Origin of the sequence: Nocardioides sp. IC4_145, from assembly GCF_011250565.1 — a bacterium.
Taxonomy (GTDB): domain Bacteria; phylum Actinomycetota; class Actinomycetes; order Propionibacteriales; family Nocardioidaceae; genus Nocardioides.
Window position 1 is genome coordinate 36,329 of record NZ_JAANMS010000019.1, and the last position, 24,287, is coordinate 60,615.

The 24,287-nt window shown below is 74.3% G+C and carries 27 protein-coding genes; 17 read left to right on the forward strand and 10 right to left on the reverse strand.

The window, feature by feature from the left end; translation table 11 throughout:
* The first annotated feature begins 14 nt into the window (after positions 1–14).
* Genes G6553_RS10000 through G6553_RS10020 form a run of 5 tightly spaced genes read left to right on the forward strand, consistent with a single transcriptional unit; the run spans position 15 to position 6,385 of the window.
* On the forward strand, positions 15–1,955 hold the full coding sequence (locus tag G6553_RS10000; RefSeq protein ID WP_166191691.1) for a biotin carboxylase N-terminal domain-containing protein: 1,941 nt from the start codon (positions 15–17) through the stop codon (positions 1,953–1,955).
* Entirely contained in the window at positions 1,952–2,911 is a 960-nt protein-coding gene (locus G6553_RS10005) for a hydroxymethylglutaryl-CoA lyase (protein ID WP_166191694.1), read from the forward strand. Before G6553_RS10000 ends, G6553_RS10005 begins: the two co-directional genes overlap by 4 nt.
* Positions 2,908–4,008 (forward strand): hypothetical protein, encoded by a 1,101-nt coding sequence (locus G6553_RS10010; protein ID WP_166191697.1) that lies wholly within the window; start codon positions 2,908–2,910, stop codon positions 4,006–4,008. The genes G6553_RS10005 and G6553_RS10010 overlap by 4 nt, the downstream gene beginning before the upstream one ends.
* Positions 4,005–5,174, forward strand: coding sequence for a hypothetical protein (locus tag G6553_RS10015; RefSeq protein ID WP_166191700.1), 1,170 nt, complete (start codon positions 4,005–4,007; stop codon positions 5,172–5,174). Before G6553_RS10010 ends, G6553_RS10015 begins: the two co-directional genes overlap by 4 nt.
* Positions 5,171–6,385 carry a hypothetical protein gene (locus G6553_RS10020; RefSeq protein WP_166191703.1) on the forward strand — a complete coding sequence of 405 codons (1,215 nt, stop codon included), beginning with the start codon at positions 5,171–5,173 and terminating at the stop codon, positions 6,383–6,385. The genes G6553_RS10015 and G6553_RS10020 overlap by 4 nt, the downstream gene beginning before the upstream one ends.
* Here G6553_RS10020 and G6553_RS10025 read toward each other — a convergent pair.
* A complete protein-coding gene (locus tag G6553_RS10025; protein ID WP_166191706.1) occupies positions 6,346–7,050 on the reverse strand; it encodes an EcsC family protein in 705 nt (234 codons plus the stop codon). The genes G6553_RS10020 and G6553_RS10025 overlap by 40 nt on opposite strands.
* Positions 7,051–7,122: 72 nt before the next feature.
* On the opposite strand from G6553_RS10025, the gene aat reads away from it, so the two are divergent.
* Both aat and G6553_RS10035 read left to right on the forward strand, forming a co-directional pair.
* Complete coding sequence (aat, locus tag G6553_RS10030) at positions 7,123–7,815, forward strand: leucyl/phenylalanyl-tRNA--protein transferase (RefSeq protein WP_166191797.1); 693 nt, start codon at positions 7,123–7,125, stop codon at positions 7,813–7,815.
* Positions 7,816–7,900: 85 nt separating this feature from the next.
* Positions 7,901–8,431 carry a hypothetical protein gene (locus G6553_RS10035; protein ID WP_166191709.1) on the forward strand — a complete coding sequence of 177 codons (531 nt, stop codon included), beginning with the start codon at positions 7,901–7,903 and terminating at the stop codon, positions 8,429–8,431.
* Between the two features lie 15 nt (positions 8,432–8,446).
* Here the strand turns inward: G6553_RS10035 and G6553_RS10040 are convergent, their stop codons facing one another.
* From G6553_RS10040 to G6553_RS10050, 3 genes are all read right to left on the reverse strand, one after another.
* On the reverse strand, positions 8,447–8,782 hold the full coding sequence (locus tag G6553_RS10040; RefSeq protein WP_166191712.1) for a rhodanese-like domain-containing protein: 336 nt from the start codon (positions 8,780–8,782) through the stop codon (positions 8,447–8,449).
* A gap of 131 nt (positions 8,783–8,913) precedes the next feature.
* Positions 8,914–9,780, reverse strand: a complete 867-nt coding sequence (locus tag G6553_RS10045; RefSeq protein ID WP_166191715.1) for an Fpg/Nei family DNA glycosylase — start codon at positions 9,778–9,780, stop codon at positions 8,914–8,916.
* Positions 9,781–9,834: 54 nt separating this feature from the next.
* Positions 9,835–10,251, reverse strand: coding sequence for a DUF4385 family protein (locus G6553_RS10050; RefSeq protein ID WP_166191718.1), 417 nt, complete (start codon positions 10,249–10,251; stop codon positions 9,835–9,837).
* Between the two features lie 65 nt (positions 10,252–10,316).
* On the opposite strand from G6553_RS10050, the gene G6553_RS10055 reads away from it, so the two are divergent.
* The 4 genes from G6553_RS10055 (at position 10,317) to G6553_RS10070 (ending at position 13,651) form a co-directional block, all read left to right on the forward strand.
* Positions 10,317–10,568, forward strand: coding sequence for a hypothetical protein (locus G6553_RS10055; protein WP_166191721.1), 252 nt, complete (start codon positions 10,317–10,319; stop codon positions 10,566–10,568).
* 92 nt (positions 10,569–10,660) lie between these two features.
* Positions 10,661–11,854 (forward strand): ATP-binding protein, encoded by a 1,194-nt coding sequence (locus G6553_RS10060; RefSeq protein WP_166191723.1) that lies wholly within the window; start codon positions 10,661–10,663, stop codon positions 11,852–11,854.
* Positions 11,855–11,876: 22 nt separating this feature from the next.
* Positions 11,877–12,680 carry a glycerophosphodiester phosphodiesterase family protein gene (locus G6553_RS10065; RefSeq protein ID WP_166191726.1) on the forward strand — a complete coding sequence of 268 codons (804 nt, stop codon included), beginning with the start codon at positions 11,877–11,879 and terminating at the stop codon, positions 12,678–12,680.
* A gap of 26 nt (positions 12,681–12,706) precedes the next feature.
* Entirely contained in the window at positions 12,707–13,651 is a 945-nt protein-coding gene (locus G6553_RS10070) for a DUF5926 family protein (protein ID WP_166191728.1), read from the forward strand.
* A 46-nt stretch (positions 13,652–13,697) separates the two neighbouring features.
* Here G6553_RS10070 and G6553_RS10075 read toward each other — a convergent pair whose 3' ends face one another.
* The 5 genes from G6553_RS10075 to G6553_RS10095 form a co-directional block, all read right to left on the reverse strand.
* Positions 13,698–14,783, reverse strand: coding sequence for an adenylate/guanylate cyclase domain-containing protein (locus G6553_RS10075; protein ID WP_347565622.1), 1,086 nt, complete (start codon positions 14,781–14,783; stop codon positions 13,698–13,700).
* A 2-nt stretch (positions 14,784–14,785) separates the two neighbouring features.
* Positions 14,786–15,148 (reverse strand): cyclic nucleotide-binding domain-containing protein, encoded by a 363-nt coding sequence (locus G6553_RS10080; RefSeq protein ID WP_166191731.1) that lies wholly within the window; start codon positions 15,146–15,148, stop codon positions 14,786–14,788.
* Between the two features lie 123 nt (positions 15,149–15,271).
* Entirely contained in the window at positions 15,272–16,519 is a 1,248-nt protein-coding gene (locus tag G6553_RS10085; protein WP_166191734.1) for an arginine deiminase, read from the reverse strand.
* 19 nt (positions 16,520–16,538) lie between these two features.
* Positions 16,539–17,141: a TMEM165/GDT1 family protein gene (locus G6553_RS10090; RefSeq protein WP_166191737.1), complete on the reverse strand. Its 603-nt coding sequence runs from the start codon at positions 17,139–17,141 to the stop codon at positions 16,539–16,541.
* A 75-nt stretch (positions 17,142–17,216) separates the two neighbouring features.
* The gene (locus G6553_RS10095) at positions 17,217–18,056 is read right to left on the reverse strand and encodes a prephenate dehydratase (RefSeq protein WP_166191740.1); all 840 of its coding nucleotides are present in this window, start codon (positions 18,054–18,056) and stop codon (positions 17,217–17,219) included.
* A 24-nt stretch (positions 18,057–18,080) separates the two neighbouring features.
* On the opposite strand from G6553_RS10095, the gene G6553_RS10100 reads away from it, so the two are divergent.
* Entirely contained in the window at positions 18,081–18,479 is a 399-nt protein-coding gene (locus G6553_RS10100) for a DUF4446 family protein (RefSeq protein WP_166191743.1), read from the forward strand.
* 61 nt (positions 18,480–18,540) lie between these two features.
* On the opposite strand, the gene G6553_RS10105 is transcribed toward G6553_RS10100, so the two are convergent.
* Positions 18,541–20,118, reverse strand: coding sequence for a YegS/Rv2252/BmrU family lipid kinase (locus G6553_RS10105; protein ID WP_166191746.1), 1,578 nt, complete (start codon positions 20,116–20,118; stop codon positions 18,541–18,543).
* Between the two features lie 80 nt (positions 20,119–20,198).
* Here G6553_RS10105 and serS point away from each other — a divergent pair, with 80 nt between their 5' ends.
* From serS to G6553_RS10130, 5 genes are read left to right on the forward strand one after another with little or no spacing between them, the layout of a single operon-like run.
* On the forward strand, positions 20,199–21,476 hold the full coding sequence (gene serS, locus G6553_RS10110) for a serine--tRNA ligase (RefSeq protein WP_166191749.1): 1,278 nt from the start codon (positions 20,199–20,201) through the stop codon (positions 21,474–21,476).
* The gene (locus tag G6553_RS10115; RefSeq protein ID WP_166191752.1) at positions 21,473–22,321 is read left to right on the forward strand and encodes an HAD family hydrolase; all 849 of its coding nucleotides are present in this window, start codon (positions 21,473–21,475) and stop codon (positions 22,319–22,321) included. Before serS ends, G6553_RS10115 begins: the two co-directional genes overlap by 4 nt.
* 2 nt (positions 22,322–22,323) lie before the next feature.
* Positions 22,324–22,803, forward strand: a complete 480-nt coding sequence (locus G6553_RS10120) for a GNAT family N-acetyltransferase (protein WP_166191755.1) — start codon at positions 22,324–22,326, stop codon at positions 22,801–22,803.
* On the forward strand, positions 22,800–23,594 hold the full coding sequence (locus G6553_RS10125; RefSeq protein WP_166191758.1) for an HAD family hydrolase: 795 nt from the start codon (positions 22,800–22,802) through the stop codon (positions 23,592–23,594). The genes G6553_RS10120 and G6553_RS10125 overlap by 4 nt, the downstream gene beginning before the upstream one ends.
* A 42-nt stretch (positions 23,595–23,636) precedes the next feature.
* Positions 23,637–24,251, forward strand: a complete 615-nt coding sequence (locus G6553_RS10130) for a hypothetical protein (protein ID WP_166191761.1) — start codon at positions 23,637–23,639, stop codon at positions 24,249–24,251.
* The last annotated feature ends 36 nt before the right edge of the window (positions 24,252–24,287 follow it).

The following is a 24,287-nucleotide window of genomic DNA, read 5'->3' on the forward strand; positions in this document are numbered from 1 at the left end:
AGATCCGTTGCCTCATGGTCGCCAACCGCGGCGAGATCGCGCTGCGCGTCTTCCGGACGGCCGCCCGCCTCGGCATCCGCACGGTGGCGATCCACACCGACCTCGATGCGACCGCGCCGCACGTGCGGGCGGCCGACGACGCGGTCCGGGTGGGCAGCTACCTCGACGTCGACGAGGTCGTCGCGGCGGCGGTGCGCGCCGGCGCGGACGCGGTGCACCCCGGCTACGGGTTCCTGTCGGAGCGGGCGGCCTTCGCCTCCGCGCTGGAGGCGGCCGGGGTCACCCTGGTCGGCCCGAGCCCAGCTGTCATGGAGCAGATGGGCCGCAAGGACCTCGCCCGGGAGATCGCGACCGCCGCCGGCGTGCCGGTGGTGCCGTCGTACGCCCTCGACGACGACCCCGAGTCGTTCGCCTACCCGGTGCTGGTCAAGGCCGCGGCCGGCGGCGGCGGCAAGGGCATGCGCGTGGTCCGCTCGGCCGCGGAGCTGCCCGAGGCCCGGGCGGCGGCGGCGCGGGAGGCGGCGAGCGCCTTCGGCGACGACACGCTGCTGGTGGAGAAGTACGTCGAGCGCGGACGTCACCTCGAGGTGCAGGTCATGGGGGACAGCCACGGCAACGTCGTGCACCTCTTCGAGCGCGACTGCTCGACCCAGCGCCGCCACCAGAAGGTCCTGGAGGAGGCGCCCGGCCCGACCGTCGACGCGGGGCTGCGGCACCGGATGACCGCAGCGGCCGTGGCGCTGGGCAAGCAGGTCGGGTACGTCGGCGCGGGCACGGTCGAGTTCCTGCTCGACGCCGACACCGGCGAGTTCTACTTCCTGGAGATGAACACCCGGCTCCAGGTGGAGCACCCGGTGACCGAGGCGATCACCGGCGGCTTCGACCTGGTCGAGGAGCAGCTGCGCGTGGCGGCGGGCGAGCAGGTCTCGCTGTCGCAGGGCGAGCTGGGGATCGTCGGGCACGCCATCGAGGCGCGGGTGTACGCCGAGGACGCGTTCGGCGGGTTCCTGCCGCAGGCCGGGCGGGCCGACCTCGTCCGGTGGCCCAGCGGCCCGGGCATCCGGGTCGACCACGCGCTCGAGAGCGGCCAGGTCGTCTCGACCTCCTACGACCCGATGCTCGGCAAGGTCATCGCCCACGGCCCCGACCGCGAGTCCGCGCGGCTGGCGCTGCTGCGCGCGCTCGAGGACACCGCGGTCACCGGCCTGACCACCAACACCGGCTTCCTCCGCGCGCTGGTCGCGAGCGACGAGTTCCGCGACGCCACCATCGACACCGCGTGGCTCGACCGCCACGAGCTCGCCCCGCCCAGCGCCGACGAGGCGCGGCTCCTCGCCGCCTGGGCCTCCGCGTACGCCGCGTCCCCGGCTGCCGGCGCGACCGGTGGCAGGGCGACGCACCCGTTCCAGGCCGACGGCTGGCGCCTGGCCGGGCCGCCCGCACCGGTCGTCGTCGAGCTCGACCGCCCCGTGTCCGTCGAGCACGCCCGGCTCGGCGTCCCGGGCACGGTCGACGGGGTGCCCGTGACCGCCGTGGCCGCGGACGAGCTCCGTCCCGGTCACGAGGTCGTGCTCGAGGTCGTGCTCGAGGTCGTGCTCGAGGTCGACGGCCGGCGCCGCAGCGGGGTCGTAGACCTCCGCGCCCACACCGTCGAGGTGGTGCTGGAGGGCCAGCGCCACGTCTTCACCCGCCCCGACGTCACCGCGGACGCCGGTCCCGCCGCCGGCGACGGCACCGTCGTCGCCCCGATGCCCGGCACGGTGCTCGACGTCCGCGTCGCCGAGGGGCAGGAGGTCGCGGCCGGCGAGCTGCTCGGGGCGATGGAGGCGATGAAGATGGAGTTCGCGCTCACGGCGCCGTACGACGGCGTGGTCACCGCCGTCGACGCGGTCGCGGGCAGGCAGGTGGCGCTGGGGGCACGCCTGTTCGAGGTGACGGGTACCGACCAGGCATGACGACCGCTCCCGCACCGGCGCTCCCGACCAGCGTCACCGTCTACGAGGTCGGCCCCCGCGACGGCCTGCAGAACGAGGCCGGCCAGGTGCCGACCGAGGTCAAGGCCGAGTTCGTCGAGCGGCTGCTGGCCGCCGGCCTCCCGGTGGTGGAGGCGACGAGCTTCGTCCACCCGACGTGGGTGCCGCAGCTCGCCGACGCCGCCGAGCTGCTGGCGCTCCTGGAGGAGCGGATCGGCGACCGGGCGCGCGACCTGCCGGTGCTCGTCCCCAACGACCGCGGCCTCGACCGCGCGCTGGAGCTCGGCTGCCGGCACGTCGCGGTCTTCGGCTCCGCGACCGAGACCTTCGCCCAGCGCAACCTCAACCGCTCCTACGACGAGCAGTTCGCGATGTTCGAGCCGACCGTCCGGCGCGCGCGTGACGCCGGGATGCAGGTCCGCGCCTACCTCTCGATGTGCTTCGGCGACCCGTGGGAGGGCGCCGTCCCGGTCGAGCAGGTGGTGGCCGCCGGGCGCCGGCTGCTCGACCTCGGCGCGAACGCGCTCAGCCTCGGCGACACGATCGGCGTCGGGACGGCCGGCCAGGTGGGCGAGCTGGTCGCTGCCTTCGGCGAGGCCGGGATCGAGGCGGAACGGCTCGCGATGCACTTCCACGACACCTACGGCCAGGCGCTGGCCAACACCTACGCCGCGCTGCAGGCGGGGATCACGACGTTCGACGCCAGCGCCGGCGGGCTGGGCGGCTGCCCGTACGCGAGGAGCGCCACCGGCAACCTCGCGACCGAGAACCTGCTGTGGATGCTGCGCGGGCTGGGCATCTCGACGGGCACCGGCATGGGCACCGGTGCAGGCATCGACCTGGACGCCGTCGTCGCCACGAGCGCCTGGATGGCGCGGCAGCTCGGACGGCCCAGCCCGTCGGCGGTCGTCCGCGCCCTGGCAGGATCCGGGTCGTGACCACCCGCCGCGTCTTCCTCCACGTCGGGGCGCCCAAGACGGGCACGACGTACGTCCAGGACCGGCTGACCCGCAACGCGCGGTCGCTCGCGCGGCACGGCGTGCACGTGCCGACCGGGTCGCCGCTGGTGACCCCGGCGCTCTTCCACTTCCGCGCGGCGCTGGACCTGCTCGGCCAGGACTGGGGCGGCGCTCCCGGTCACGCGGAGGGCGCCTGGGACGCGCTCGTGCGCAAGGTCCGGAAGCTGTCGGGGACGGTCGTGGTCAGCCACGAGATCCTCGCCCCGGCGACGCCCGCCCAGATCGCCCGCGCCAAGCGCGACCTCGGTGGCGAGGGCGTCGAGCTGCACGTCGTCTACAGCGCCCGCGACCTCGCGCGGCAGGTGCCGGCGGCGTGGCAGGAGAGCATCAAGCAGGGCCGCAAGTGGAGCTACCGGCGCTACCTCGCCCGCACCCGCGAGGGCCGGCCGTGGTTCTCCCGCGCCTTCGACCTGCCGACCGTGCTCGACCGCTGGGGCGCGGACCTGCCGCCGGAGCGGGTCCACCTGGTCACCGTGCCGCCGCGCCGCGTCGTCGCCCAGCGCAGCGACGAGCTGTGGCTGCGCTTCTGCAGCGCGCTCGCCATCGACCCCGCCTGGGCGCCGCGCGAGAGCGACCGCGCCAACCAGTCGCTCGGCATCGCCGAGACCCAGGTCGTGCGCCGGCTCAACCGCCGGATGGACCGCGCCACCCGGCGCGAGGCGTCCTACGACGAGCTGATCCGCGAGATGCTCGCCCAGGAGGCGCTCGTCGGGCGACGGTCGACACCGGTGCTGCTGCCGCCGGACATGTACCCCTGGGCCGAGGAGCAGGCCGAGCGCTGGATCTCCTGGGCGCGCGGGTCGGGCGTCCACGTCGTCGGCGACCTCGAGGAGCTCCGCCCGGGCCCCGCGCCCGAGGAGTGGCGCGACCCGGACCGGGTGCCGCCCAAGCAGCAGGTCAACGTCGCGCTCGACGCGCTGGCGGCGATGACCCGCGAGGCCGCGCGCCGTGACGACCCCGAGCAGGCACTCTGGCGCCGCGCGCGCACGCACCTCGAGCGGCTGCGCAAGCCGTGACCTCGGCCGGGACCTCGGCCGTGGGCCCGGCCGGGACGCCGGGCGAGCGGCGGGCCTGGGGCTGGGTCGCGTCGCTCCGTGAGGGCGGCACCACACCCTGGGCCGCCTGGACCGGCGAGGCCGAGGCCCGCGGCCGGGTCCTGCCCGGAGCCCAGCAGCTCGAGCTGCTGCGGCGTCTCAACGAGGCGGGGCGCCCCACGCCTGCGCTGGTACGCCGCGTGCTCGAGGCGAGCGCGCCCGGCCGGGGCCGCCCCGACCTGGAGCTCGTGGGGGCCGTCGACCCCGGTCCGTTCGGCCCGCGACCGGTCGACCCGGCCGACCTGCCCGACGACGAGCTGGTCCGCGTGGCCACCTCGGTCCTCGCCGAGGACCTCGCCGCCACCGCGCTGCCGGATCCGCCGAGGTCCGGCCGGCCGCCGTGGCGCCGTCGCTTCCGCCTGGTGGGCGACCCCTGGCTCGCCGACGCCGCCCGGCACGCGCTCGGGGAGCGAGGGCGCCACCCGGGTGGGCGCGGCGCCACCGTGCTCGTCCTCGGCGACGACCTCGCCACGATGCTCACCGACGCCTGGTGCTCCCGCGTGCTCGGCGAGGGCGCGCCGCCCTGGCGCGACTGGCTCGACGACTCCGTCTCCCGCGACCGGGTGCCGCCCCGGGTCGACGTGCTCCGGGCGCTGCGCACCTGGTCCGACCGGGTCGGCCGCGACCGGGTCCGGCTCGTGCTCGACCCCGCCGCGCTGCCCCGCCTGACTGGCACCCGGAGGCCGCTGCCCCCGGTCCCGGCCCTCTCCGCCGATGGTGCCGAGCTGGCGCGACGGACCGCCCCGGTGCTCGGCCTGCTCGCGCTGCCCGAGCGGCGCGCGCGGCTGCTCCGCGAGGCGCTCCTGCCCCGGCTGCTCGCCGCAGGCGGCCCGCCCCTCGGCGTACCCCTGGCGCTCGGGGGGTGGGTCCACGACCGCGCGGAGCGGGTCCGCCGGGAGGTGCTCGCCGCTGGCTACCCTGTCGTCGGCGATGTCGACCGGCTGCTGCCGCGGGTCCGCGAGGGCGCCCGGGAGCCCTCGGACGCCGGCGTGCTCGACCTCGCCGCCCGCCTGCTGCTCGCCGGCCGCGACGCGGGCCACGACGCGGGCTCCGACTTCAGCCCCACCCGGACGGAGGACCACCGATGAGCGCGAAGGTGCTCCTCCACGTCGGCACGCCGAAGACCGGCACGTCGTACCTCCAGGACGTGCTCTTCCGCAACCAGCGGCTGCTCGCCGAGCACGGCATCCTCTACCCGGCCGGCCGGTTCGACGCCCACTTCCTCGCCGCCCTCGACCTGATGCGGCTGCCGTGGGGCGGGCTGGAGACCGAGGCCGTCGGCGCCTGGGACCGGCTCGCCGAGCGGGTCCGCGGGCACCGCGGGACGGCGATCGTGAGCCACGAGATCCTGGCCACGGCGTCCCGCTCGCAGGTCGGCCGCGCGCTGGAGTCGCTCGGCCACGGGTCCGGCACCGAGGTGCACCTCGTGCTGTCCGTGCGCGACCTGGTCCGGCAGATCCCGGCGGAGTGGCAGGAGAACGTCAAGCACCGCAGCACGCTCAGCTACGCGGCGTTCCTCGAGCAGGTCCGCGACCCCGCGCGCGAGAGCCGGATCGCCACGTGGTTCTGGGGCGTCCAGGAGATCCCCGACATCCTCGACCGCTGGGGGCACGACCTGCCGCCCGAGCGGGTGCACCTGGTGACCGTGCCGCCGCCGGGCGGGGCGCCGGAGCTGCTGTGGCAGCGGTTCAGCCGCGTCTTCGGCCTCGGCGACATCGACCTCGACCTCCACGCGGAGCGGGCCAACCCCTCCCTCGGCGTGCCAGAGACGGCCCTGCTGCGGCGGGTCAACCGCGCCGCCAACAAGGTCGTCGAGCCCGCGCACTACCGCCCGCTGGTCCGCGAGCTGCTCGCCCACCAGACGCTCTCGCGGCGCACGCGGTCACCGCGGCTCGCGCTGCCGCCGGAGGTCCACCCGTGGGCCCAGCAGCTGGCGGCCGCCTGGTCCGAGGAGGTCGCCCGGCGGGGGTACGACGTCGTCGGCGACCTCGCCGACCTGGCCGGGGCGCCGCCGCTCTCGCGCTGGTCCGACCCGGACCGGCCGGCCGAGAAGCAGGTCGCCGGTGCCGCGGTCGACGCGATCAGGGCGCTGCTGGTGGAGAACGTCCGGCTGCGCGAGGAGGAGCAACGTCTGCACGGAGAGCTGGCCGAGGCGCGACGAGCGCTCGAGCGGTCCTACCTGCGGCCGTCGTACCGGCTGCGGGAGAAGGCCGTGCGCCGGCTCCAGGGCGGCCGGGCCGGGCGCGGCGCGCTCGCGGTCTACCGCCGGTTGCGGGGCAGGAGCTCGCGGTCGGCGTAGCGGCCCACCCGCCACGTCGCGTAGCCGTCGGCGCCCATGCCGACCAGCCCGCCGACCACCGGCACCCGCCGGCCCACGGTCGTCGCGATCCGCTTGCCCGCGACCTTGGTGATCAGCTCGGTGGCGACCTCCGCCGACACGATCGCGTCGAGGTCGGGGTCGTGCGCCGGTGCGGTGGCCAGCGCCATCGGGGGAGCGGGCAGCTTGCGCTGCTTGACCAGCTCGTCGACCTTGTCCTCGCCGAGCAGCGTCACGAGCACGGCGTTGCGCACCCGCGGGTCGTCGAGGTCGTAGCCACGCAGGTGCGCGATGCCCGCGATCATCCGGCACTGGATGAGCGCCTGGCCGGTGATGTTGGCCGGGATCGTCAGCGCCGCGGTGACCATGCCGCCGACGTTGGTGGTGAAGCCGCTCGCGCCGGAGTAGCGCACGTGGTTCTCGATCACCTCGTGCACGGCCTTCGCGACGTCGCCCTTCTGCTCGGCGAGCTGCTTGTCCGCGGCCGCGGCGGCCGGCGGCAGCGGGCCCACGCCCTGGATCGCGCGGTGCAGCGCCTCGCGGACGAACGACGTCGTCAGCCCCGGCGCGAGCTGCGCGATCCTCGGGGCGAGCTGACGCCCCAGGTGGCCGGTGACGGTGCCAGCGATGCCGCGCTTGCCGCTCATGGCCCCATCGTAGGGAGCGGTCGCTAACGTCGGTCCGTGCCCGACCCCCAGCCGGACGAGCCGCCGGAGCCCGTGGAGCCGCCGCCGTCGGCGTGGGCCTTCGGTGACCCCACGGCGTACGACGCCTTCGACGACCTGGTCGCGATCGGCGCCGACCTCGAGCCGGGCACGCTGCTGGCCGCCTACCGCCACGGGCTCTTCCCCATGCCGTCGGGCACGCCCGGCGACCCGATGTACTGGTTCAGCCCGGTCCGGCGCGGCGTGCTGCCGCTCGACGGGCTGGTGGTCTCGCGGTCGCTGCGGCGCTCGTGCCGGGACTACGAGGTCCGGGTCGACACCGCGTTCGCCGACGTGCTCGCCGCCTGCGGCGACCCGAGCCGGCCGCAGGGCTGGATCGACGACGACGTCCGCGCGGCGTACCTCCGCCTGCACGAGCTGGGCTGGGCGCACTCGGTCGAGACCTGGCGCGACGGGGAGCTGGTGGGCGGGCTGTACGGCGTGTCGATCGGCGGGCTGTTCGCGGGGGAGTCGATGTTCCACCGGGCGCGCGACGCCTCGAAGGCGGCGCTCGTCGGACTGGTCGAGCGGCTCCGCGACGAGCACGCCGCCGACCGGCTGCTCGACGTGCAGTGGTCGACGCCGCACCTGGCCTCGCTCGGCGTGGTGGAGGTGCCGCGGGGGACGTACCTCGCCCGGCTGCGGCGGGCGCTCCCGCTGCCCCGCCCCGCCCGGCTGGTCCGGACCCCGGCGGAGGTGCGGGAGTGAACCGTGCCAGTCTGGGCAGGGTGAGCCGGCGTGGACGGCCGCCCCGGACCGCCGCCGCACCCGTTCCCGAACCGTGAGGACCCCGATGACCCAGCCGCTGACCCGCACGCGCACCCTGCGCCGCGCCGTCGCCACCACGTCGCTCCTGCTGATCGCCCCGTTCGCCGCCGCGTGCGGTGGTGGGGACGACGACGAGGCCAGCGCGGCGCCGCAGGACGCCTCGTCGGAGGACTTCTGCGATGCCTACACGAGCATCTTCGACTCGCTGCTCGCCGCGCCCTCCGACTCCAGCCAGGACCAGCAGGAGGAGGCGGCCGTCGACGCGCTCAAGGACTGGAGCGAGCGGATGCGCGAGGTCGGCACCCCCGAGGACCTGCCCGAGGACGCCCGCAAGGGCTTCGAGCTCGTCCTCGACGAGGCCTCCGACATCGACGACGTCAGCGACCTGCAGGACCTCGAGGACTCCCAGGACTACTCCGAGGCCGAGCAGGAGCAGGCCCAGGCGCTGAACACCTGGATCACCGAGAACTGCGCCGGCTCCATGCCCGGCCTGCCCTCGGGCGACCCGAGCGCGGAGCTGCCCTCGGAGCCGAGCAGCACCGAGACGACCGAGTAGGGCTCGCCCGGGGCCTCAGACGACCTGGGGCGGCTGGCCGGTCTCGCTGACCATCGGCCGGCCGGCCGCCTGCCAGTCGAGCATCCCGCCGTCGAGGTTGACGACGTCGAAGCCCTGCTGCGCCAGGTAGCCGACCGCCTGCGCCGAGCGCCCGCCGACCTTGCACACCACCAGCGTCTGCCCGGTCGGCAGGTCGGCCAGCCGCTGCGGCAGGTCCATCAGCGGCACGTGCACCGCGCCCTCGATGTGGCCGTGCTGCCACTCGACCGGCTCGCGGACGTCGAGCACCGCCAGCCCCTCCGGGAGCGGGTCCGGCACGCCGTCGATGGTCACCGTCGGGATTCCGTTCATGGGTCCAGTGTGGCTCGCGTCAGGCGTGAGGTTCATCGGGGACCCGATGAACCTCACGGTCCCCCGCTGAAGTCTTGTCGGGGCACCATCAGCTTCATCGGGGCCCCGGCAGAGCTGACGCCCACCGCCGGCTACTTCAGCAGCCTCGACATCCGCCGGTCGGCGAGCGGCTTGCCGCCGGTCTGGCAGGTGGGGCAGTACTGCAGGCTGGAGTCGGCGAAGGACACTTCGCGGACGGTGTCGCCGCAGACCGGGCACGGCTGCCCGGTGCGGCCGTGGACGGCGAGGTGCGACTTCTTCTCGCCCTTCAGCTCGCTCGCCGCGAGGCCGCGCGAGCGGTCGACCGCGTCGCCGATGGTAGTGCGCAACGCGGCGTACAGGCCCTGGAGCTCCTCGCCCTCGATCGAGCTCGCCGGCTTGTACGGCGACATCCGTGCCGCGTGCAGGATCTCGTCGGAGTAGGCGTTGCCGATCCCCGCGATCGTGCCCTGGTGGCGCAGCACGCCCTTGATCTGCTTGCGGCCCTCGCGCTGGAGGATCTCGCCGAGCCGCTCGGCGGTGAAGTCGTCGGTGAGCGGGTCCGGGCCGAGCGTGGCGATGCCGGGCACGTCGTGCGGGTCGCGCACGACGTACATCGCCAGGCTCTTGCGCGTGCCCGCCTCGGTGACGTCGAGGCCGGAGCCGTCGTCGAGCACGATCCGCACCGCCAGCGTCGACTTGTTGCTGGGCTTGGGCGGGATCGTCGGCACCTCGTCGCGCCACCGCACCCAGCCGGCGCGGGCCAGGTGCAGCACCAGGTGGGTGCCGGAGCAGTCGAGGTCGAGGAACTTGCCGTGCCGCGTCACGTCGTCGACCAGCGTGCCCTCGAGCGCCGACAGCGGCGGGTCGAAGGTCTTCAGCGCGCTGAACGCCGCGATGTGGACCTTGACGATCGCGCGTCCGTCGAGCCGGCCCTTGAGGTCGAGGGCCAGCGCTTCCACCTCGGGCAGCTCGGGCACCTCGCGAGCCTAGCCATCCGCGTCGAGCAGCGGGGGTCCAGCGGCGGGTCGGGGTCAGGCGTCGTACTTCTCGCGGTGCTCCTCGCGCAGCCGGCGGTACGTCGCGTCGCCGGCGGCCGCGTCCCACGCGGCCTTGAACACCGCCGCCGCCTCGGCCTTGACCTGCGCCTTCTCGCCCTCCTGCCGGTTGGCGTACCGGCGGGCGCGGGTGTAGCCCATCTGCAGGTACTTGCGCGCCAGGTCGGCCCCCACGAAGTCGCCGTCCGCGAGGTAGCCACGAAACCGCTCGGCGATCGCCGCGCTCGACCGCTCCGCCTTCTCCACCGTCGCGAACTCCCACAGCGGCAGCAGCTCGGACTTGTAGGGCTCCACGTGGAACACGCCCTGCTCGCCGCGCCCCACCGCGTACAGCTCCGGGTGCGCGCGCAGGTCGAGCGAGGAGTAGTCGAGGGAGTAGTCGAAGCCGCGCACGACGTCGCGGTACCCGTTGGCCCAACCCCGTGACAGGGGCCACTCCCCGGGGGCACCATGGGTCGATGACCGCCGCGCGCCCGCTCCCGGTCTCGGGCTCCATCCACCTCGACGCCCGAGGTGGCGACCGCGCGCTGCGGGTCTCCTGGCACCACGAGTCCGGCCTCGTCGTGCTGTCGCTGTGGCACGGCAACGTCTGCTCCGGCTCCTTCCGGCTCCCCGTCGACGAGGTCCCCGCGCTGGTCGAGGCGCTGCGCACCGGGCTCGACCAGCAGTACGACGTCGCGCTCGGCCGCCGGCTGGACTCCGCCGGCTGACGCGTCTCCATCTTCCGGCGGGGTCGTCACCTCTGTCGACACGCGTCTAGCGGATCCCCTAGACACCCGGATATCGCCGATACCGTCGAGTCATGGACCCGATCCGCAACCCCTACGCGCCAGGAGCGGGCCAGCGTCCGCCGGAGCTGGCGGGGCGCGACCGTGAGCTGGAGCAGTTCGAGATCACCCTCGAGCGGGTGGCGGCGGGGCGGCCGGAGCGGAGCATGGTCCTCTCCGGCCTGCGCGGCGTCGGGAAGACCGTGCTGCTCAACGCCCTGCGCAGCCAGGCGGTGAAGCGGGCGTGGGGGACCGGGAAGATCGAGGCCCGGCCCGACCGCAGCATCCGGGTGCCGGTGGCGCAGGCCGTCCACGCTGCGGTGCGCGAAGTGGCGCACCGGCACCGCGACCCCGACCGGGTGGACCAGGTGGCCGGCGTGCTCAAGGCGTACGCGCTGCGCACGACCCTCGCCGACCGCAAGGGCCTCGGCTGGGTGCCGCCGCTCGACGTACCGGCCACGAAGGGCCGCGCGGACTCCGGCGACCTCGAGCTGGACCTGCTCGAGCTCTTCACCGACGTCGCGGGCCTCGCCGGCGACCTCGGCGTCGGGATCGCGGTCTTCGTCGACGAGATGCAGGACATCGAGGCCGGCGAGCTCGCCGCGCTGTGCGGGGCGTGCCACGAGATCAGCCAGCAGGGCGCGCCGCTGGTCGTGGTCGGGGCGGGTCTGCCGCACCTGCCGGTGGCGCTGGCGGCCTCGCGGTCCTACTCCGAGCGACTCTTCCGCTACGTCTCCGTCGACCGGCTGCCGCGGGAGATGGCCGACCGGGCCTGGCGGGTGCCGGCCGCCGACGAGGGCGTGGAGTTCGAGCAGGAGGCGCTCGACGAGCTCTACCGCCTCACCGACGGCTACCCCTACTTCGTGCAGGCCTACGGCAAGGTCGTCTGGGACGCCGCGGTCGGCTCGCCGATCGGTGTGGACGACGTCGCCGAGGCCGCGCCGCTGGCCGAGTCGGAGCTGGCGATCGGCTTCTTCGGGGCACGCTACGAGCGCGCGACGCCGGCCGAGCGCGACTACATGACCGCGATGGCCGACCTGGGGGCGGACGGCGCCACGGGCGACGGTCCGGTGGCCACCGCCGAGGTGGCCCGCCACCTCGACCGCAAGCCGCAGTCGCTCTCCCCGGCGCGCGACGGGCTGATCAAGAAGGGGCTCGTCTACTCCGGCGAGCGCGGCTCGGTCGCGTTCACCGTGCCACACTTCGGCCGCTTCCTGCGCGCCCGCTGACCCGGTGGGGGACGATGGGCCGGTGCGCCCCGACCCCGACCCGGCGAGCCGTCCGCAGGTCGTCGCCCACCGCGGTGCGAGCGAGGAGCGGGCCGAGCACACGCTCGGGGCGTACGTCGCCGCGCTGGACGCCGGCGCCGACGCGCTCGAGTGCGACGTCCGCCTGACCGCCGACGGCCACCTGGTCTGCGTGCACGACCGCAACCTCAAGCGGACCGCCACCCGTCGCGGCGTGGTCTCCACGATGGAGCTGGCCGAGCTGACCGAGCTCGACTTCGCCTCCTGGAAGAACCCCTGGGCCGACCTCGACGACGAGGCGCCCGAGCGCGACGAGGAGCACGACCGGGTGCTCACGCTCCGCAAGCTCTGCGAGGTCGCGGCCGACTACGACCGCCGCATCGAGGTCGCGATCGAGACCAAGCACCCGACGCGCTACAGCGGACTGGTCGAGAAGCGGGTCGTCGAGCTGCTGCGCGACTTCGGCTGGGACCGGGCGGGCACGCCCGCGCGGGTGATGAGCTTCAGCTTCACCGCGCTGCAGCGGGTCGAGCGGCTCGCGCCGGAGGTGCCGCTGGTGATGCTGATGGAGCGCGCGCAGTACTGGCCGGCCCTGCGCCGCGTCATCGGCAGGGACTGGCTGGTCGGGCCGGGCGTCGAGGAGCTCGCCGACCACCGGTGGCTCGGGCCGCGCATCACCAGCGCCGGGCACGACATGCACGTGTGGACGGTCAACAGCCGCGACGACCTCGACCTGTGCCTGGAGCTGGGGGTCAAGGCGGTCATCACCGACCGCCCGGCGTACGTCCTCGACCAGCTCGGCGCCTAGCTTCTCGGTACGCCTAGTCTTCGCCCATGGCGAAGAAGTCCCGCACCAAGTCCCGTACGACGGCCGCCAGCGCCCCGGCGGAGGGCGCGGTCGGCCCGCGCCAGCCCTGCCCGTGCGGGTCGGGCAAGCGGTACAAGGCTTGCCACGGCGCGCCGGGCGGTGCGGCCGCGCCGTACGTCGCCCGACCCTTCGAGGGCCTGCCCTCGGAGTGCGACATCGTCGCGATGCGCGAGCTCGTGCCCGCCGCGACCGCGCCGCTCACGCTGAAGGACGACCCGGAGCGGACCGTGGTGCTCGCCTCGCTGCTGCCGATGGCGGCCCCCGCGATGGCTCGCGAGAGCGGCCAGACCTGGCTCGGCCTCCAGGTCCAGCACGCCTTCGGCGACCCGTCGCGCGACCTCGCCGCGGCGCTCCAGGCGGCCCTCGCGGCCGACGAGCCGGGCATCGTCAGCATGGTGGAGCCGCCCGCCGAGGGCCCGCGCCTGCAGGACCTGGTGACCGGCGACAAGCTCGACGTCACCGTGCACGACGGCTTCGAGTTCTGGATCGCCGACCTCGAGGACACCACCGGGATGGAGGCAGCGCTGGAGCAGGCCAACGGCGCCGCGACCCCGACGGCCCGCCTGACCGGTGTCGAGGCGGCGTACTGGACCAACGTCGGCACCAAGGAGCACCTGCGCTGGGTGATGCCCGAGCCCGAGGACGAGCTGCTCACCGCGCTCGCGCGGCTGCACGTCGCCGGGCGCGACGTGCTGGTCCCGGACTCGCGCTTCGTCGGGATGTTCCGCGCGCACGGCCTGCTCGCTCCGGTCTGGGACCTCCCGCTCGGCACGGGCGCGGAGGCGCTGGAGGAGCCTGCGGACCGGTTCGCCCAGGACCTCGCCGAGGTGCTGGCCGACACCTCCGACCTCACCTCCGAGGAGCGCTCCGCCCGGTCCGGCCTCGCCGGCCGTCAGGTGACGATCCGCTGACCGACGGCGAGAGGGACACGGTCCGTGCCCCTCTCGCCAGCACGGCTCAGCCCACCGCTCGGCGCAGCACCCACGGCTGGAGCCGCGAGTAGCCCTTGACCGACGTGCGCCGCACCCGGCGGAAGCGGAACGGGAGGTCGCCCGCGTCGGTCTCGTCGCTGGTCTCGTCGCTGGTCTCGGCGCTGCCGGGTGTGCCGTCGCCGCTGTCGTCGCCGTCGTCGGCGCGACCGGAGAGCGTCCGGTACGCCCCGCGGTCGACCAGCACCGTGCCCGGCCGGGCGATCGAGGTGAGCCGCGCCGCGATGTTGACCGTCGGGCCGAACACGTCGCCGAGCCGGCTGACCACCTCGCCGTACGCCATGCCGGCGCGCACTTGCGGGAACGGGTCGTCCTCGTCCGCCCCGCGCTCGACCATCGCGAGCGCGGCCGCGGCCGCGGCGGCCGGGTCGTCGGCGACCAGCAGGACCTCGTCGCCGATGTTCTTGATGACCCGTCCGCCGTGCTCGACGGCGATGTCGGTGCAGACCGACTCGAAGCCCTCGAGCCAGCCGACCAGGCCCGCCTCGTCGAGGGACTTGCTGCGGAAGGTGTAGCCGACGATGTCGACGAAGACGACGGCCAGCGGTGCCGCGGGCGCCCCGGGAGCGTCGATCGCCAGCAGCCGTCCGGCGGCGCTGACCAGGTGGCGACGCCACACGTAGGCCTGGAGCGCCTCGACCCGGGGCAGCACCTCCTCGGCCAGCTCGGCGACCCGGGCCACCGGGTCGCCCACGCCCTCCTCGAGCGCGACGTCGGCCAGCAGCGTGGTCTGCCACTCGGCCAACCGGGCGAAGCTGCGGCCCCAGGTGCGCACCAGGGCGGCCTGCCGGTCCTCGGTGAGCACGCCGAGCTCGACCAGCTCCACGGCCTGCCGCAGCGACGCGACGTCGAGCGGGGTGAACGCGACGTCGTCGTGGTCGGCCTGGGGGAACCCCAGCCACCGCCACAGCTCCTTGGCCACCTCCTCGGCGACGCCGGACTGCTCCAGCACCTGGTCGCGGGTGAGGCTCGGCGTCCCCTCGAGGAGGAACCGCTCGACCGCGTCGACGGCGCCGGTCAGGTCGAGCCGGTCGCCCCCGGCGCCGTCGGTCACGGCTAGCGGGACTCGACCACGGCGTTCAACGCCTCGCGGAACGACGGCATCTCGTCGGACAGCTTCTCGACGGCCTCGGCCGTGAGGTGGATGAGGTCGAGCGGGGTCAGCGCGACGATCGAGGCGGTGCGCAGCGAGTGACCGACGATGGCCTTCTCGCCCATGATGTCGCCGGGGCCGAGCTGGGCGATCTCCTCCTTGCCCCGACGGACCGACACGCGCCCCTCGAGCAGGATGTACGCCTTGTCTGCAGGGGTCCGCTCCGAGATCGGCGACCAGCCCTCGGGCAGGTGCACCCGGGTGCCGGCGGCACTGATCCGGGCGACCTCCTGCGGGGTGAAGCTCTCGAAGAACGAGACGCTCATGTGCGTTCCTTCCTCACCGCGAACGGTGCGACGGCGGGTCCCCTCCCGGCGCCGATCCTCGCAGACCGCCCCTGACCTGGGAAGGAGACGGCCACCACACTGGTGGCAGGTCGATCCTCCAGGTCAGGCGGGCAGCGGGTCCCGCGCGACCGGGCAGCTCATGCAGCGCGGGCCGCCGCGACCGGAGCCCAGCTCCGAGCCCGCGATCCGCACGACCTCGATGCCGGCCGCCTCGAGGCGGTCGTTGGTCTCCACGTTGCGCTCGTAGGCCACCGCCACCCGCGGGGAGAGCGCGAGGGTGTTGTTGCCGTCGTCCCACTGCTCGCGCTCGGCGGTCACGGGGTCCAGGCCGGTGTCGATCTGGTGGAGCGCGTCGATGCCCATCGCCCGCGCGGCCGCCACCAGGAACGGTTCGGCGCGAGCCACCTCGAGCACCTGCGCGTCGGCGTCGTCGGCCGGCTCGGCGAGCGTGACGGCGTACGCCGTGAGGGAGTCGGCGATGTTCGGGTACATCACGATCTTGTCGACGTCGACCATCGTGCAGACCGTGTCGAGGTGCATCGTGGCCCGCTCCTGGGCGATCGGCACGGCGAGCACCGTGTGCGCCAGGTCGGCGTGGAAGACCTGCCGGGCGAACCGCTCGACGCCCGCGGGTGTCGTCCGCTCGCCGACGCCGACCGCGATCACCCCCGGCGCGAGCAGCAGCACGTCGCCGCCCTCGACGTGCTCGCTGTGCCAGCCGTGCAGGCGACGCGTCCCGTGGAACCGGGGGTGCTCGGTGTAGATCAGCTCGGTCAGCTGGGTCTCGCGCTTGCGGGCCGGCATGGACAGCGACGTGATCGCGACCCGGTCGCGGACCCAGACGCTCGAGTCGCGGGTGAACAGCAGGTTCGGCAGCGGGTCGACGAGGAAGTCGTCGTGGGAGAGCAACGAGGTCACCAGGCCGAAGCCGCCGCGGACCTCGTCGTTGCGGATGCCGGCGGTGAGGTACTCCGTCAGCTCCGCCGGCGACGCGTCGCGCAGGAACCCGGCGAGGTAGCCGCGCATCGTGTCGCCGAGGTGCAGCCCGGTCAGCGCCGAGGTGATGGCGTGGTTGCGCGCCGACTCCTGCTCGAGGGTCTCGGCGAGCAGCTCGGTCAGGTAGAGCACCTCGACGTCGCGGTGGCGCAGCGCCTCCGCGAAGGCGTCGTGCTCCTCCTGGGCTCGGGCCACCCACGGGATGCCGTCGAAGAGCAGCTTGTCGTTGTTGCGCGGGGTCAGCCGCTTGAGCTCCGGGCCCGGGCGGTGCAGCACGACCGTCCGCAGACGGCCGACCTCGCTGTCCGCGCCGTGCGGGACGGCGTTCCGGACGGTGCTCGCGGGCTCGCTCATGCCGGGAACTCTAGGCCGCTCAGCGCACGAGCTCCCAGATCAAGAACGCCTCCAGCACCAGGCAGACCGCGGCGCCGGCGTAGAACAGCACGTGCATCGGCAGCCACCGCATCAGCGCGCGCCCGACGACCACCGCGAGGGCGCTGACCGCGAGCAGCGCGCCGAGGGCGCCGAGGAAGACCTCCAGCGGCGCCTCGTAGCGGGCCACCAGCGAGATCGTGAGCAGCTGGCTCAGGTCGCCCCACTCCGCGGCGAGCAGCACGAGGAACGACGCCAGCACCGCGCGCCAGCCGGTCGCCGGCTTCGCCTTCTCGGCGAACTCGTCGCCTTCGTCGGCCGCCGCCTCCCGCTGGTGTGCCCGCGCCTCGCGGAGCAGCACGAACGCGCCGACGAGGAACAGCGCGGCGGCGGCGATCTTCACCACCTCCTCGGGCAGGAACGACGCCGCGTGGCCCAGCAGCACGGCGATCGTCGTCTGCACCGCGAAGGCCAGCCCGACCCCCAGCCACACCAGCAGCGGGCGGTACCGCGTCGAGAGGACGAGCGTGGCCAGGAACGTCTTGTCCGGCAGCTCGACCACGAAGATCGTGCCGAAGGCGATCGCCGCGATGGCGAGGTCCATGGAGTGCTGCTTTCAGGTGCGGGGATCCGACCCAGAAGGGTAGGCGCCCCACCCGCTGGTCGAGCAGCGGGTGGCTCAGGCGCGGAACGGGTCGGCGGGGTAGACGCCCAGGACCTTGATGTCGGTGGTGAAGAACGCCAGCTCCTCGAGCGCCCGGGCCAGGCCGGGGTCGTCGGGGTGGCCGTCCACCTCGCAGAGGAACTGGGTCGCGGTGAACTCCCCGCCGACCATGTAGCTCTCCAGCTTGGTCATGTTCACGCCGTTGGTGGCGAACCCGCCGAGGGCCTTGTAGAGCGCGGCCGGCAGGTTGCGGACGTTGAAGATGAAGCTGGTGACGACCGGCCGGTCGCCGCGCTCGGCGTGGACCGGCTCGGGGGAGAGCACGACGAAGCGCGTGGTGTTGTGGTCCTCGTCCTCGACGTCCTCGGCCAGCACCTCGAGGCCGTAGATGTCGGCGGCCAGCGGCGGCGAGATCGCCGCCTGCGTCGGGTCGCCCGCCTCGGCGACCTCGCGGGCGGCGCCGGCGGTGTCGCCGGAGATCACCGGCGTCAGGCCGTGCTCGCGGATGACCCGGCGGCACTGGCCGAGCGCGTGCACGTGGCTGTGGACGGTGCGGATCGAGTCCAGCGAGGCGCCGGGGACGCCCATCAGGTGGAAGCGGATCCGCAGGAAGTGCTCGCCGATGATGTGCAGCCCCGAGCCGGGCAGGAAGTGGTGGATGTCGGCCACCCGCCCGGCGATGGAGTTGTCGATCGGGATCATCGCCAGCTCCGCGTCGCTGGCTGCGACGGCGGCGAAGACGTCCTCGAACGACGCGCACGGCACGGCCTCCCAGTCCGGGTAGTGCTGGGCGCACACGATGTGCGAGTTGGCTCCGGGTTCGCCCTGGTAGGCGATGCGGCGGGCGTCGGGCACGGTCGTGAGTCTAGGGTCGGCGCCGTGGACGTCCTCGCGGTGCTCTCCCTGCTGGTCGCCCTGGTGGCGGTCGTGTTCGCCGTCCTCGCGCTGCGGCGTACCGCCTCGCCCCCGCGCTCCGCGCCCGTCGACGCCCTTCCCGAGGACGTGCACGGCCTGCGCCAGGAGGTCGCCGCGCTGCGGGCCGAGACCCGCGACGCGCTGCGTCACCTCGCGGTCGTGCGGTACGACGCGTTCGGCGACATGGGCGGGCACCTCTCGTGGTCGCTCGCGCTGCTCGACGACGGCGGCAACGGCGTGGTGCTCACCTCGATCCACGGGCGCAGCGACTCGCGCACCTACGCCAAGAACGTCGCCGGCTGGACCTGCGAGCAGCAGCTCTCCCCCGAGGAGGAGGAGGCGATCGGGGCGGCCCGCCCCTGACCCGGCCCCCCGGCTGGTTGAGGAAGGCGCCCTGGCGCCTGTCTCGAAACCTGCCGGGCGATCAGCGGGGCACGCGCACGAGCAGCCGCCCGTGGATGCACTCCATCCGCAGCTCGCGGCCGGGGCCGATCGAGTCGCCGTCGAGCTGGCGGGGGGTGTCCTTCTCGGCGCGGACGACCACCGTCGCGCCGGTCTTGCGGTCGACCAGCTCGTCGGTGTGCGGCCGCTTGAGCATGACCCGCCAGGCCAGCGGGATCCAGGCGAGGAAGTTCCGCGGGTGCAGGATCACCACGTCGAGCGTGCCGTCGTCGATCGCGGCGTCGGGCAGCAGCGGCATGCCCGCCTGGAGGAAGCCGACGTTCCCGACGACGACGGTCCGCGCCCGGTGCTTGGTGAACTCCCCGGCGTCGACGGAGATCTCGACCTTGACGGCCGGGAACATCAGCGACTTGAGCCCCGAGACGACGTAGGCGACCCAGCCGACCTTCTTCTTCAGGTCCTCGTTGACGCCCTCCATGATCGCGGCGTCGAAGCCCATGCCGGCCATCACCATGAAGTGGGTGTCGCTCTCGACCCCGTCGCCCTCGACCTTGACCAGGTCGATCGCGCGGTCCTGGCCGTTGAGGCCGATGTCGATGGCCGAGCGCAGGTAGAGCGGGATGCCGAGGTTGCGGGCCAGCAGGTTGCCGGTGCCGGCGGGGATGATCCCGACCGGGATGCCGGTGCCGGCCAGCTCGGCGCAGACCTCGCGCACGGTGCCGTCGCCGCCGCAGACGAGCACGAGGTCGGACCCGTCGACCGAGGCCCGCTCGGCCATGCCGGTGCCCGGGTCCTCGACGGTCGTGTAGTGCCAGGTCGGCTCGGACCAGCCGGCCTCGAGGGCCATGGTCGTGACCGTCGCGCGGAACGCGTCGAGGTCCTCGACCTTGATCGGGTTGACGATCACCGCGAGCCGGTGCGCGGAGGTGAAGACCTCAGGCAGCGGCTCGGAGCGGACCGCGATGCTCCGCGGCAGCGGGTTGAGCACCGCGAGCACCAGCAGCACGACCCCGGCGCCGAGCAGCACGCCGCCGACCACGTCGGAGGGGAAGTGCCGGCCCAGGAGCACGCGGTCCAGGCAGACGAGCACCACGAGCAGCCCGATGCCGGCGTACGCCGTGCGCCGCGCGCTCGAGCGGCGCACGAGCATCGCGACCACCACCACGAGGACGCCGCCGAACGCCGCGATCGAGGAGGCGTGCCCCGACGGGAACGACTTGGTGCTCAGCAGCGCCTCGCTGAGCTGCCACTCGGGCCGCTCCCGGCCGACCCAGAGCTTGATCCCGGTGGTGGCCAGCGAGGTGATGACCATGACCGCCACGACGTACGCCGCCGCGCGGACGTGCTTCTTGAGGAAGAGCCCCGCGGCCAGCACGACCGTCAGCACGGTCATGCCGACGGTCGCGAAGGCGACCTCCACCCACCGCAGCGGGCCGCCGAGCCAGCCGGCGTCGACCGCCCAGTCCTGGGCCGGGTCGCCCCGGCCGTCGAACGTGGCCAGCGGTCCCCAGCCCTGCACCACGCCCACGCCGAGGAGCGCGAGGAGGACGAGGCAGACGGCGGCCCAGCTCAGCGGGGCGACGCGGGGGCGGTCCAGCACCTCGACAGTATGACGGCCGGTCGGCGAGCGCCCGGAACTCGCGGTGAAGGGCGCGCAGCGCCCCGGATAGCCTTGCCGACATGATCGACCCCCGCATCCTCCGCGACGACCCCGACCGCGTGCGCGCCGCCCAGGCCAAGCGCGGGCTGTCCGACGAGGTGGTCGACCGCGCGCTGTCCGCCGACGCCGCCCGCCGGGCCGCGATCGCGACCTTCGAGTCGCGCCGCGCCGAGCAGAAGCAGCTCGGCAAGCAGGTGGCGAAGGCGCAGGGCGACGAGAAGGCGGAGCTGCTGGCCCGCACCAAGGCGCTCGCCGCCGAGGTGAAGGAGGCCGACGCATCCCGCGAGGCCGCGGAGGAGAAGTGGCAGGCGGCGCTGATGTCGCTGCCGAACCTCGCCGCGCCGGAGGCCCCCGAGGGCGGCGAGGACGACTTCGTCGTGCTCGAGGAGGTCGGCACGCCGCGCGACTTCGCCGCGGAGGGGTTCGAGCCGCGCGACCACGTCGAGCTGGGCCGGATGCTCGGCGCGATCGACCTCGAGCGGGGTGCGAAGGTGTCCGGCTCGCGCTTCTACTTCCTGACCGGTGTGGGCGCCCAGCTGGAGCTGGCGCTGGTCAACCTCGCGATGGAGCAGGCCCGCGAGGCCGGCTTCACCCAGGTCGTCGCGCCCTCGCTGGTCCGCCCGCGGGCGATGGAGGGCACCGGCTTCCTCGGGCAGGCCGCTGACGACGTCTACCGGATCGAGGGCGAGGACCTCTACCTGGTGGGCACCTCCGAGGTGCCGATGGCGGCGTACCACTCCGACGAGATCCTCGACGGCGCCTCGCTCCCGCTGCGGTACGCCGCGTTCAGCCCGTGCTTCCGCAAGGAGGCCGGCTCGCACGGCAAGGACACCAAGGGCATCATCCGCGTCCACTGGTTCGACAAGGTCGAGATGTTCGTCTACTCGACGCTCGAGGAGTCCTACGCCGAGCACGAGCGGCTGCTGGGCTGGGAGAAGCAGTTCCTCGACAAGCTGGAGCTGGCCTACCGCGTCATCGACGTCGCGACCGGGGACCTCGGGCTCTCGGCGATCCGCAAGTTCGACTGCGAGGCGTGGATCCCGACGCAGGGGAAGTACCGCGAGCTCACCTCGACCTCGAACTGCACCGAGTTCCAGTCGCGCCGGCTCGACATCCGCGTCCGGGAGGGCGGCGAGGTGAGGCCGGCCGCGACCCTCAACGGCACGCTCACCGCGATCCCGCGCGCGATCGTCGCGATCCTCGAGACCCACCAGCAGGCCGACGGCTCCGTCCGGGTGCCGAAGGCGCTGCAGCCCTACATGGGCGGCCGCGAGGTCCTGGAGCCGGTGCAGTCGTGAGCTGGGTCCCGAAGGTCGTCGCGCTCGACATCGACGGCACGCTGCTGAAGTGGGTCGAGGGCGCCGGGTCGACCCACGAGGAGGTCTCGCCCGCGGTCTACGACGCCGTGCGCCGCGTCCGCGAGGCCGGCAGCCACGTGGTGCTCGCCTCGGGCCGGTCGCCGCACGGCATGACCGGCGTCGCGGACCTGCTCGACCTGCACCCGGGCGAGCCGACCGACGGCTCCGGCGCGGACGACCAGCTCTGGGTCGTGGCGTCGAACGGCGCAGTTGTCTTCCGCTACCCGCCGCTGGAGGTCGTCCACGAGGAGCTCTTCGACGCCGGGCCGGCGGTCAAGGCGGTGCTCGAGCGGCACCCGAACGCGCTGGTGGCCGTCGAGGAGCGCGGCGTCGGCTACCGCGTCACCTCGCACTTCCCCGAGGGCGAGCTGTCCGGCGACATGATCGTGACCGACCTCGACGAGCTGGTGGCCGGGCCGGTCAGCCGCGTGATCATCCGCGACCCGGAGGCGACCGCCGACGAGTTCGTCGCGCTGGCCGAGGAGCTCGGGCTGCACGGAACCAACTACATCGTCGGCTGGACCGCCTGGCTCGACATCGCGCCGGTCGGCGTCTCGAAGGCCTCCGGCCTCGAGCGGGTCTGCGCCGAGCTGGGCTGCACCGCCGCCGACGTGCTGGCGATCGGCGACGGCCGCAACGACATCGAGATGCTCGAGTGGGCCGGCCGCGGCGTGGCGATGGGTCAGGCGATCCAGCTGGTGCGCGACGTCGCCGACGACGTCACGGCCGACGTGTACGAGGACGGCGCGGCGCAGGAGATCTCGCGCTGGTTCCCGGAGCGCTGAGCGTGGTCCCGCCGCTGCCGGCGGTCATCGTCTCCGAGCGGCTCCGGCTCCCGCTGTGGACGGCCGAGGACGTCGCCGACATCCGCGCCGGCCGCCGCCGTCCCGGGTGGCACCCGGACTTCCCGCGCCGCGACGACACCGACGCCGCGACCCTGTGGGTGGAGGGCGACACCTGGGGTCCGCGGTCGATCGTGCGTGGCACCACCGTGCTCGGCTCGATCGGCTTCTTCGGTCCGCCGGACGGCGAGCCGCTCGAGGCGGAGGTCGGCTACGGCCTCGTGCCCGAGGCGCAGGGGTGGGGCTTCGCGACCGAGGCGCTGCACGCCGTGCTCGCGGCCACCGACGGCGTCGGGGTCGCGGTCCGCGCGGCCGTCGCGCCCGACAACCGCACGAGCATCCGGGTGCTCGCCAAGGCCGGCTTCACCGGCCTGCGCGGCTCCGACGAGGACGGCAACCTCGTGATGGCGAGGCCGCTGCCGTGAGCCTCCCGAAGCTGGTCGCCACCGACCTCGACGGCACCCTCGTGCGCTCCGACGGCACCGTCTCGGACTACACCGCGGACGTCCTCGCGAAGGTCGAGGCGCTCGGCGTCCCGGTCGTCTTCGTCACCGGCCGCCCCCTGCGCTGGGCCGAGGACGTCTTCGAGCACGTCGGGGAGCACGGCCTGGCGATCATCTCCAACGGGGCGCTCGTCTGGGACGTCGCCGGCAGCCGTGTCCAGCTCGAGCGGCCGATCCCCACGGGGCTCGCGCTGGAGGTCTGCCGCGACCTGCGCGCGGCCGTGCCGGGCACGGCGTACGCCGTGGAGGACCTCGAGGGCATCGGGCTCGAGCCGGACTTCATGGAGCGCTACCCGATGCCCGACGGCGCGCGCCGGGCGCCGGTCGAGGACCTGCTCGCGCGTCCGCCGCTGAAGCTGCTGGTGCGCCACGAGGAGCTCGGCCCGCAGGACTTCTGGGACCGGGCCGAGGAGGTCAACGCCGGCCGGCTGACCTTCACCTGGTCCTCCTCGACGACCCTGCTCGAGGTCAGCGGACCCGGCGTCACCAAGGCGTCCACCCTCGAGCTGCTGGCCCGCGACCTCGGCGTCGAGGCGCCGGACGTCATCGCCTTCGGCGACATGCCCAACGACCTCCCCATGCTGACCTGGGCCGGCACGGCGTACGCCATGGCCGACGCGCACCCCACCGTCACCGCCGCCGCGGCCCATGTCGCGCCGGGCCACGACGAGGACGGCGTCGCCCGCGTCCTGGCTGGTGTCTTCGGGCTCTGATCTGTTCTGATGCTCCCCGTGCCCGGCCTCCGACGAACCCTCGTGACCGCTGCGGTCCTGGGTTCGTACGTCGCCGCGCCGGCCGTCCTCGCGCCGACCGCGGCCGTCGCCGCACCGCGGTGCCCGACGCCCACCGTCCAGGACGCCACCCGGCAGGCCGACGGCGTCTTCCGCGGCACCGTCGAGGACGTGCAGCCCGTGACGGGGACCAACGCCCCCGGGTCGCCCGACCGCTACGAGCACCAGGTCACGGTCGGCCGCGTGTGGAAGGGCGGTCTCTCCACCCAGCGCGTGCAGGTGCGCACCGAGGCCGGAGCGCAGCCGGGGGAGCAGCCCGGCCCGCGGGCCTGCCCCGACGGCCTCGGTCGGCTCGAGGTCGGCGAGGAGTACCTCTTCTTCGTCGACCGCCGCGCCTCCGGCTGGCTCGCCGAGCCCACCAGCCGCACCGCGCCGCTCGACGACGGCCTGCTCGGCCAGGTGACCCGACTCCTCGGCTCCGGCCGCGCGCCGGTGCCCGCGGCGCCGGAGACCGCGCAGTTCACCCGGGTCGCGAACAGCGAGCCGGCCTCCCTCACCCGCACCGCCGCTCCCGGGCTGGCCATGATCATCGTCGGCCTGCTCGGCCTCGCCGTCCTCCGCGGTCTCGGCCGCCGCTGACCCGGCCCAGACCGGCCCCGGGGCGACGACAACTCC

Coding starts and splice junctions, on each gene's coding strand:
- G6553_RS10055 (WP_166191721.1), top strand. CDS start 10,317: ATGACCGCCGCGCGCCCGCTCCCGGTCTCGGGCTCCATCCACCTCGAC.
- G6553_RS10025 (WP_166191706.1), bottom strand. CDS start 7,050: ATGAGCGGCAAGCGCGGCATCGCTGGCACCGTCACCGGCCACCTGGGG.
- G6553_RS10005 (WP_166191694.1), top strand. CDS start 1,952: ATGACGACCGCTCCCGCACCGGCGCTCCCGACCAGCGTCACCGTCTAC.
- G6553_RS10085 (WP_166191734.1), bottom strand. CDS start 16,519: ATGAGCGAGCCCGCGAGCACCGTCCGGAACGCCGTCCCGCACGGCGCG.
- G6553_RS10035 (WP_166191709.1), top strand. CDS start 7,901: ATGACCCAGCCGCTGACCCGCACGCGCACCCTGCGCCGCGCCGTCGCC.
- G6553_RS10040 (WP_166191712.1), bottom strand. CDS start 8,782: ATGAACGGAATCCCGACGGTGACCATCGACGGCGTGCCGGACCCGCTC.
- G6553_RS10000 (WP_166191691.1), top strand. CDS start 15: ATGGTCGCCAACCGCGGCGAGATCGCGCTGCGCGTCTTCCGGACGGCC.
- G6553_RS10060 (WP_166191723.1), top strand. CDS start 10,661: ATGGACCCGATCCGCAACCCCTACGCGCCAGGAGCGGGCCAGCGTCCG.
- G6553_RS10020 (WP_166191703.1), top strand. CDS start 5,171: ATGAGCGCGAAGGTGCTCCTCCACGTCGGCACGCCGAAGACCGGCACG.
- G6553_RS10080 (WP_166191731.1), bottom strand. CDS start 15,148: ATGAGCGTCTCGTTCTTCGAGAGCTTCACCCCGCAGGAGGTCGCCCGG.
- G6553_RS10070 (WP_166191728.1), top strand. CDS start 12,707: ATGGCGAAGAAGTCCCGCACCAAGTCCCGTACGACGGCCGCCAGCGCC.
- serS (WP_166191749.1), top strand. CDS start 20,199: ATGATCGACCCCCGCATCCTCCGCGACGACCCCGACCGCGTGCGCGCC.
- G6553_RS10090 (WP_166191737.1), bottom strand. CDS start 17,141: ATGGACCTCGCCATCGCGGCGATCGCCTTCGGCACGATCTTCGTGGTC.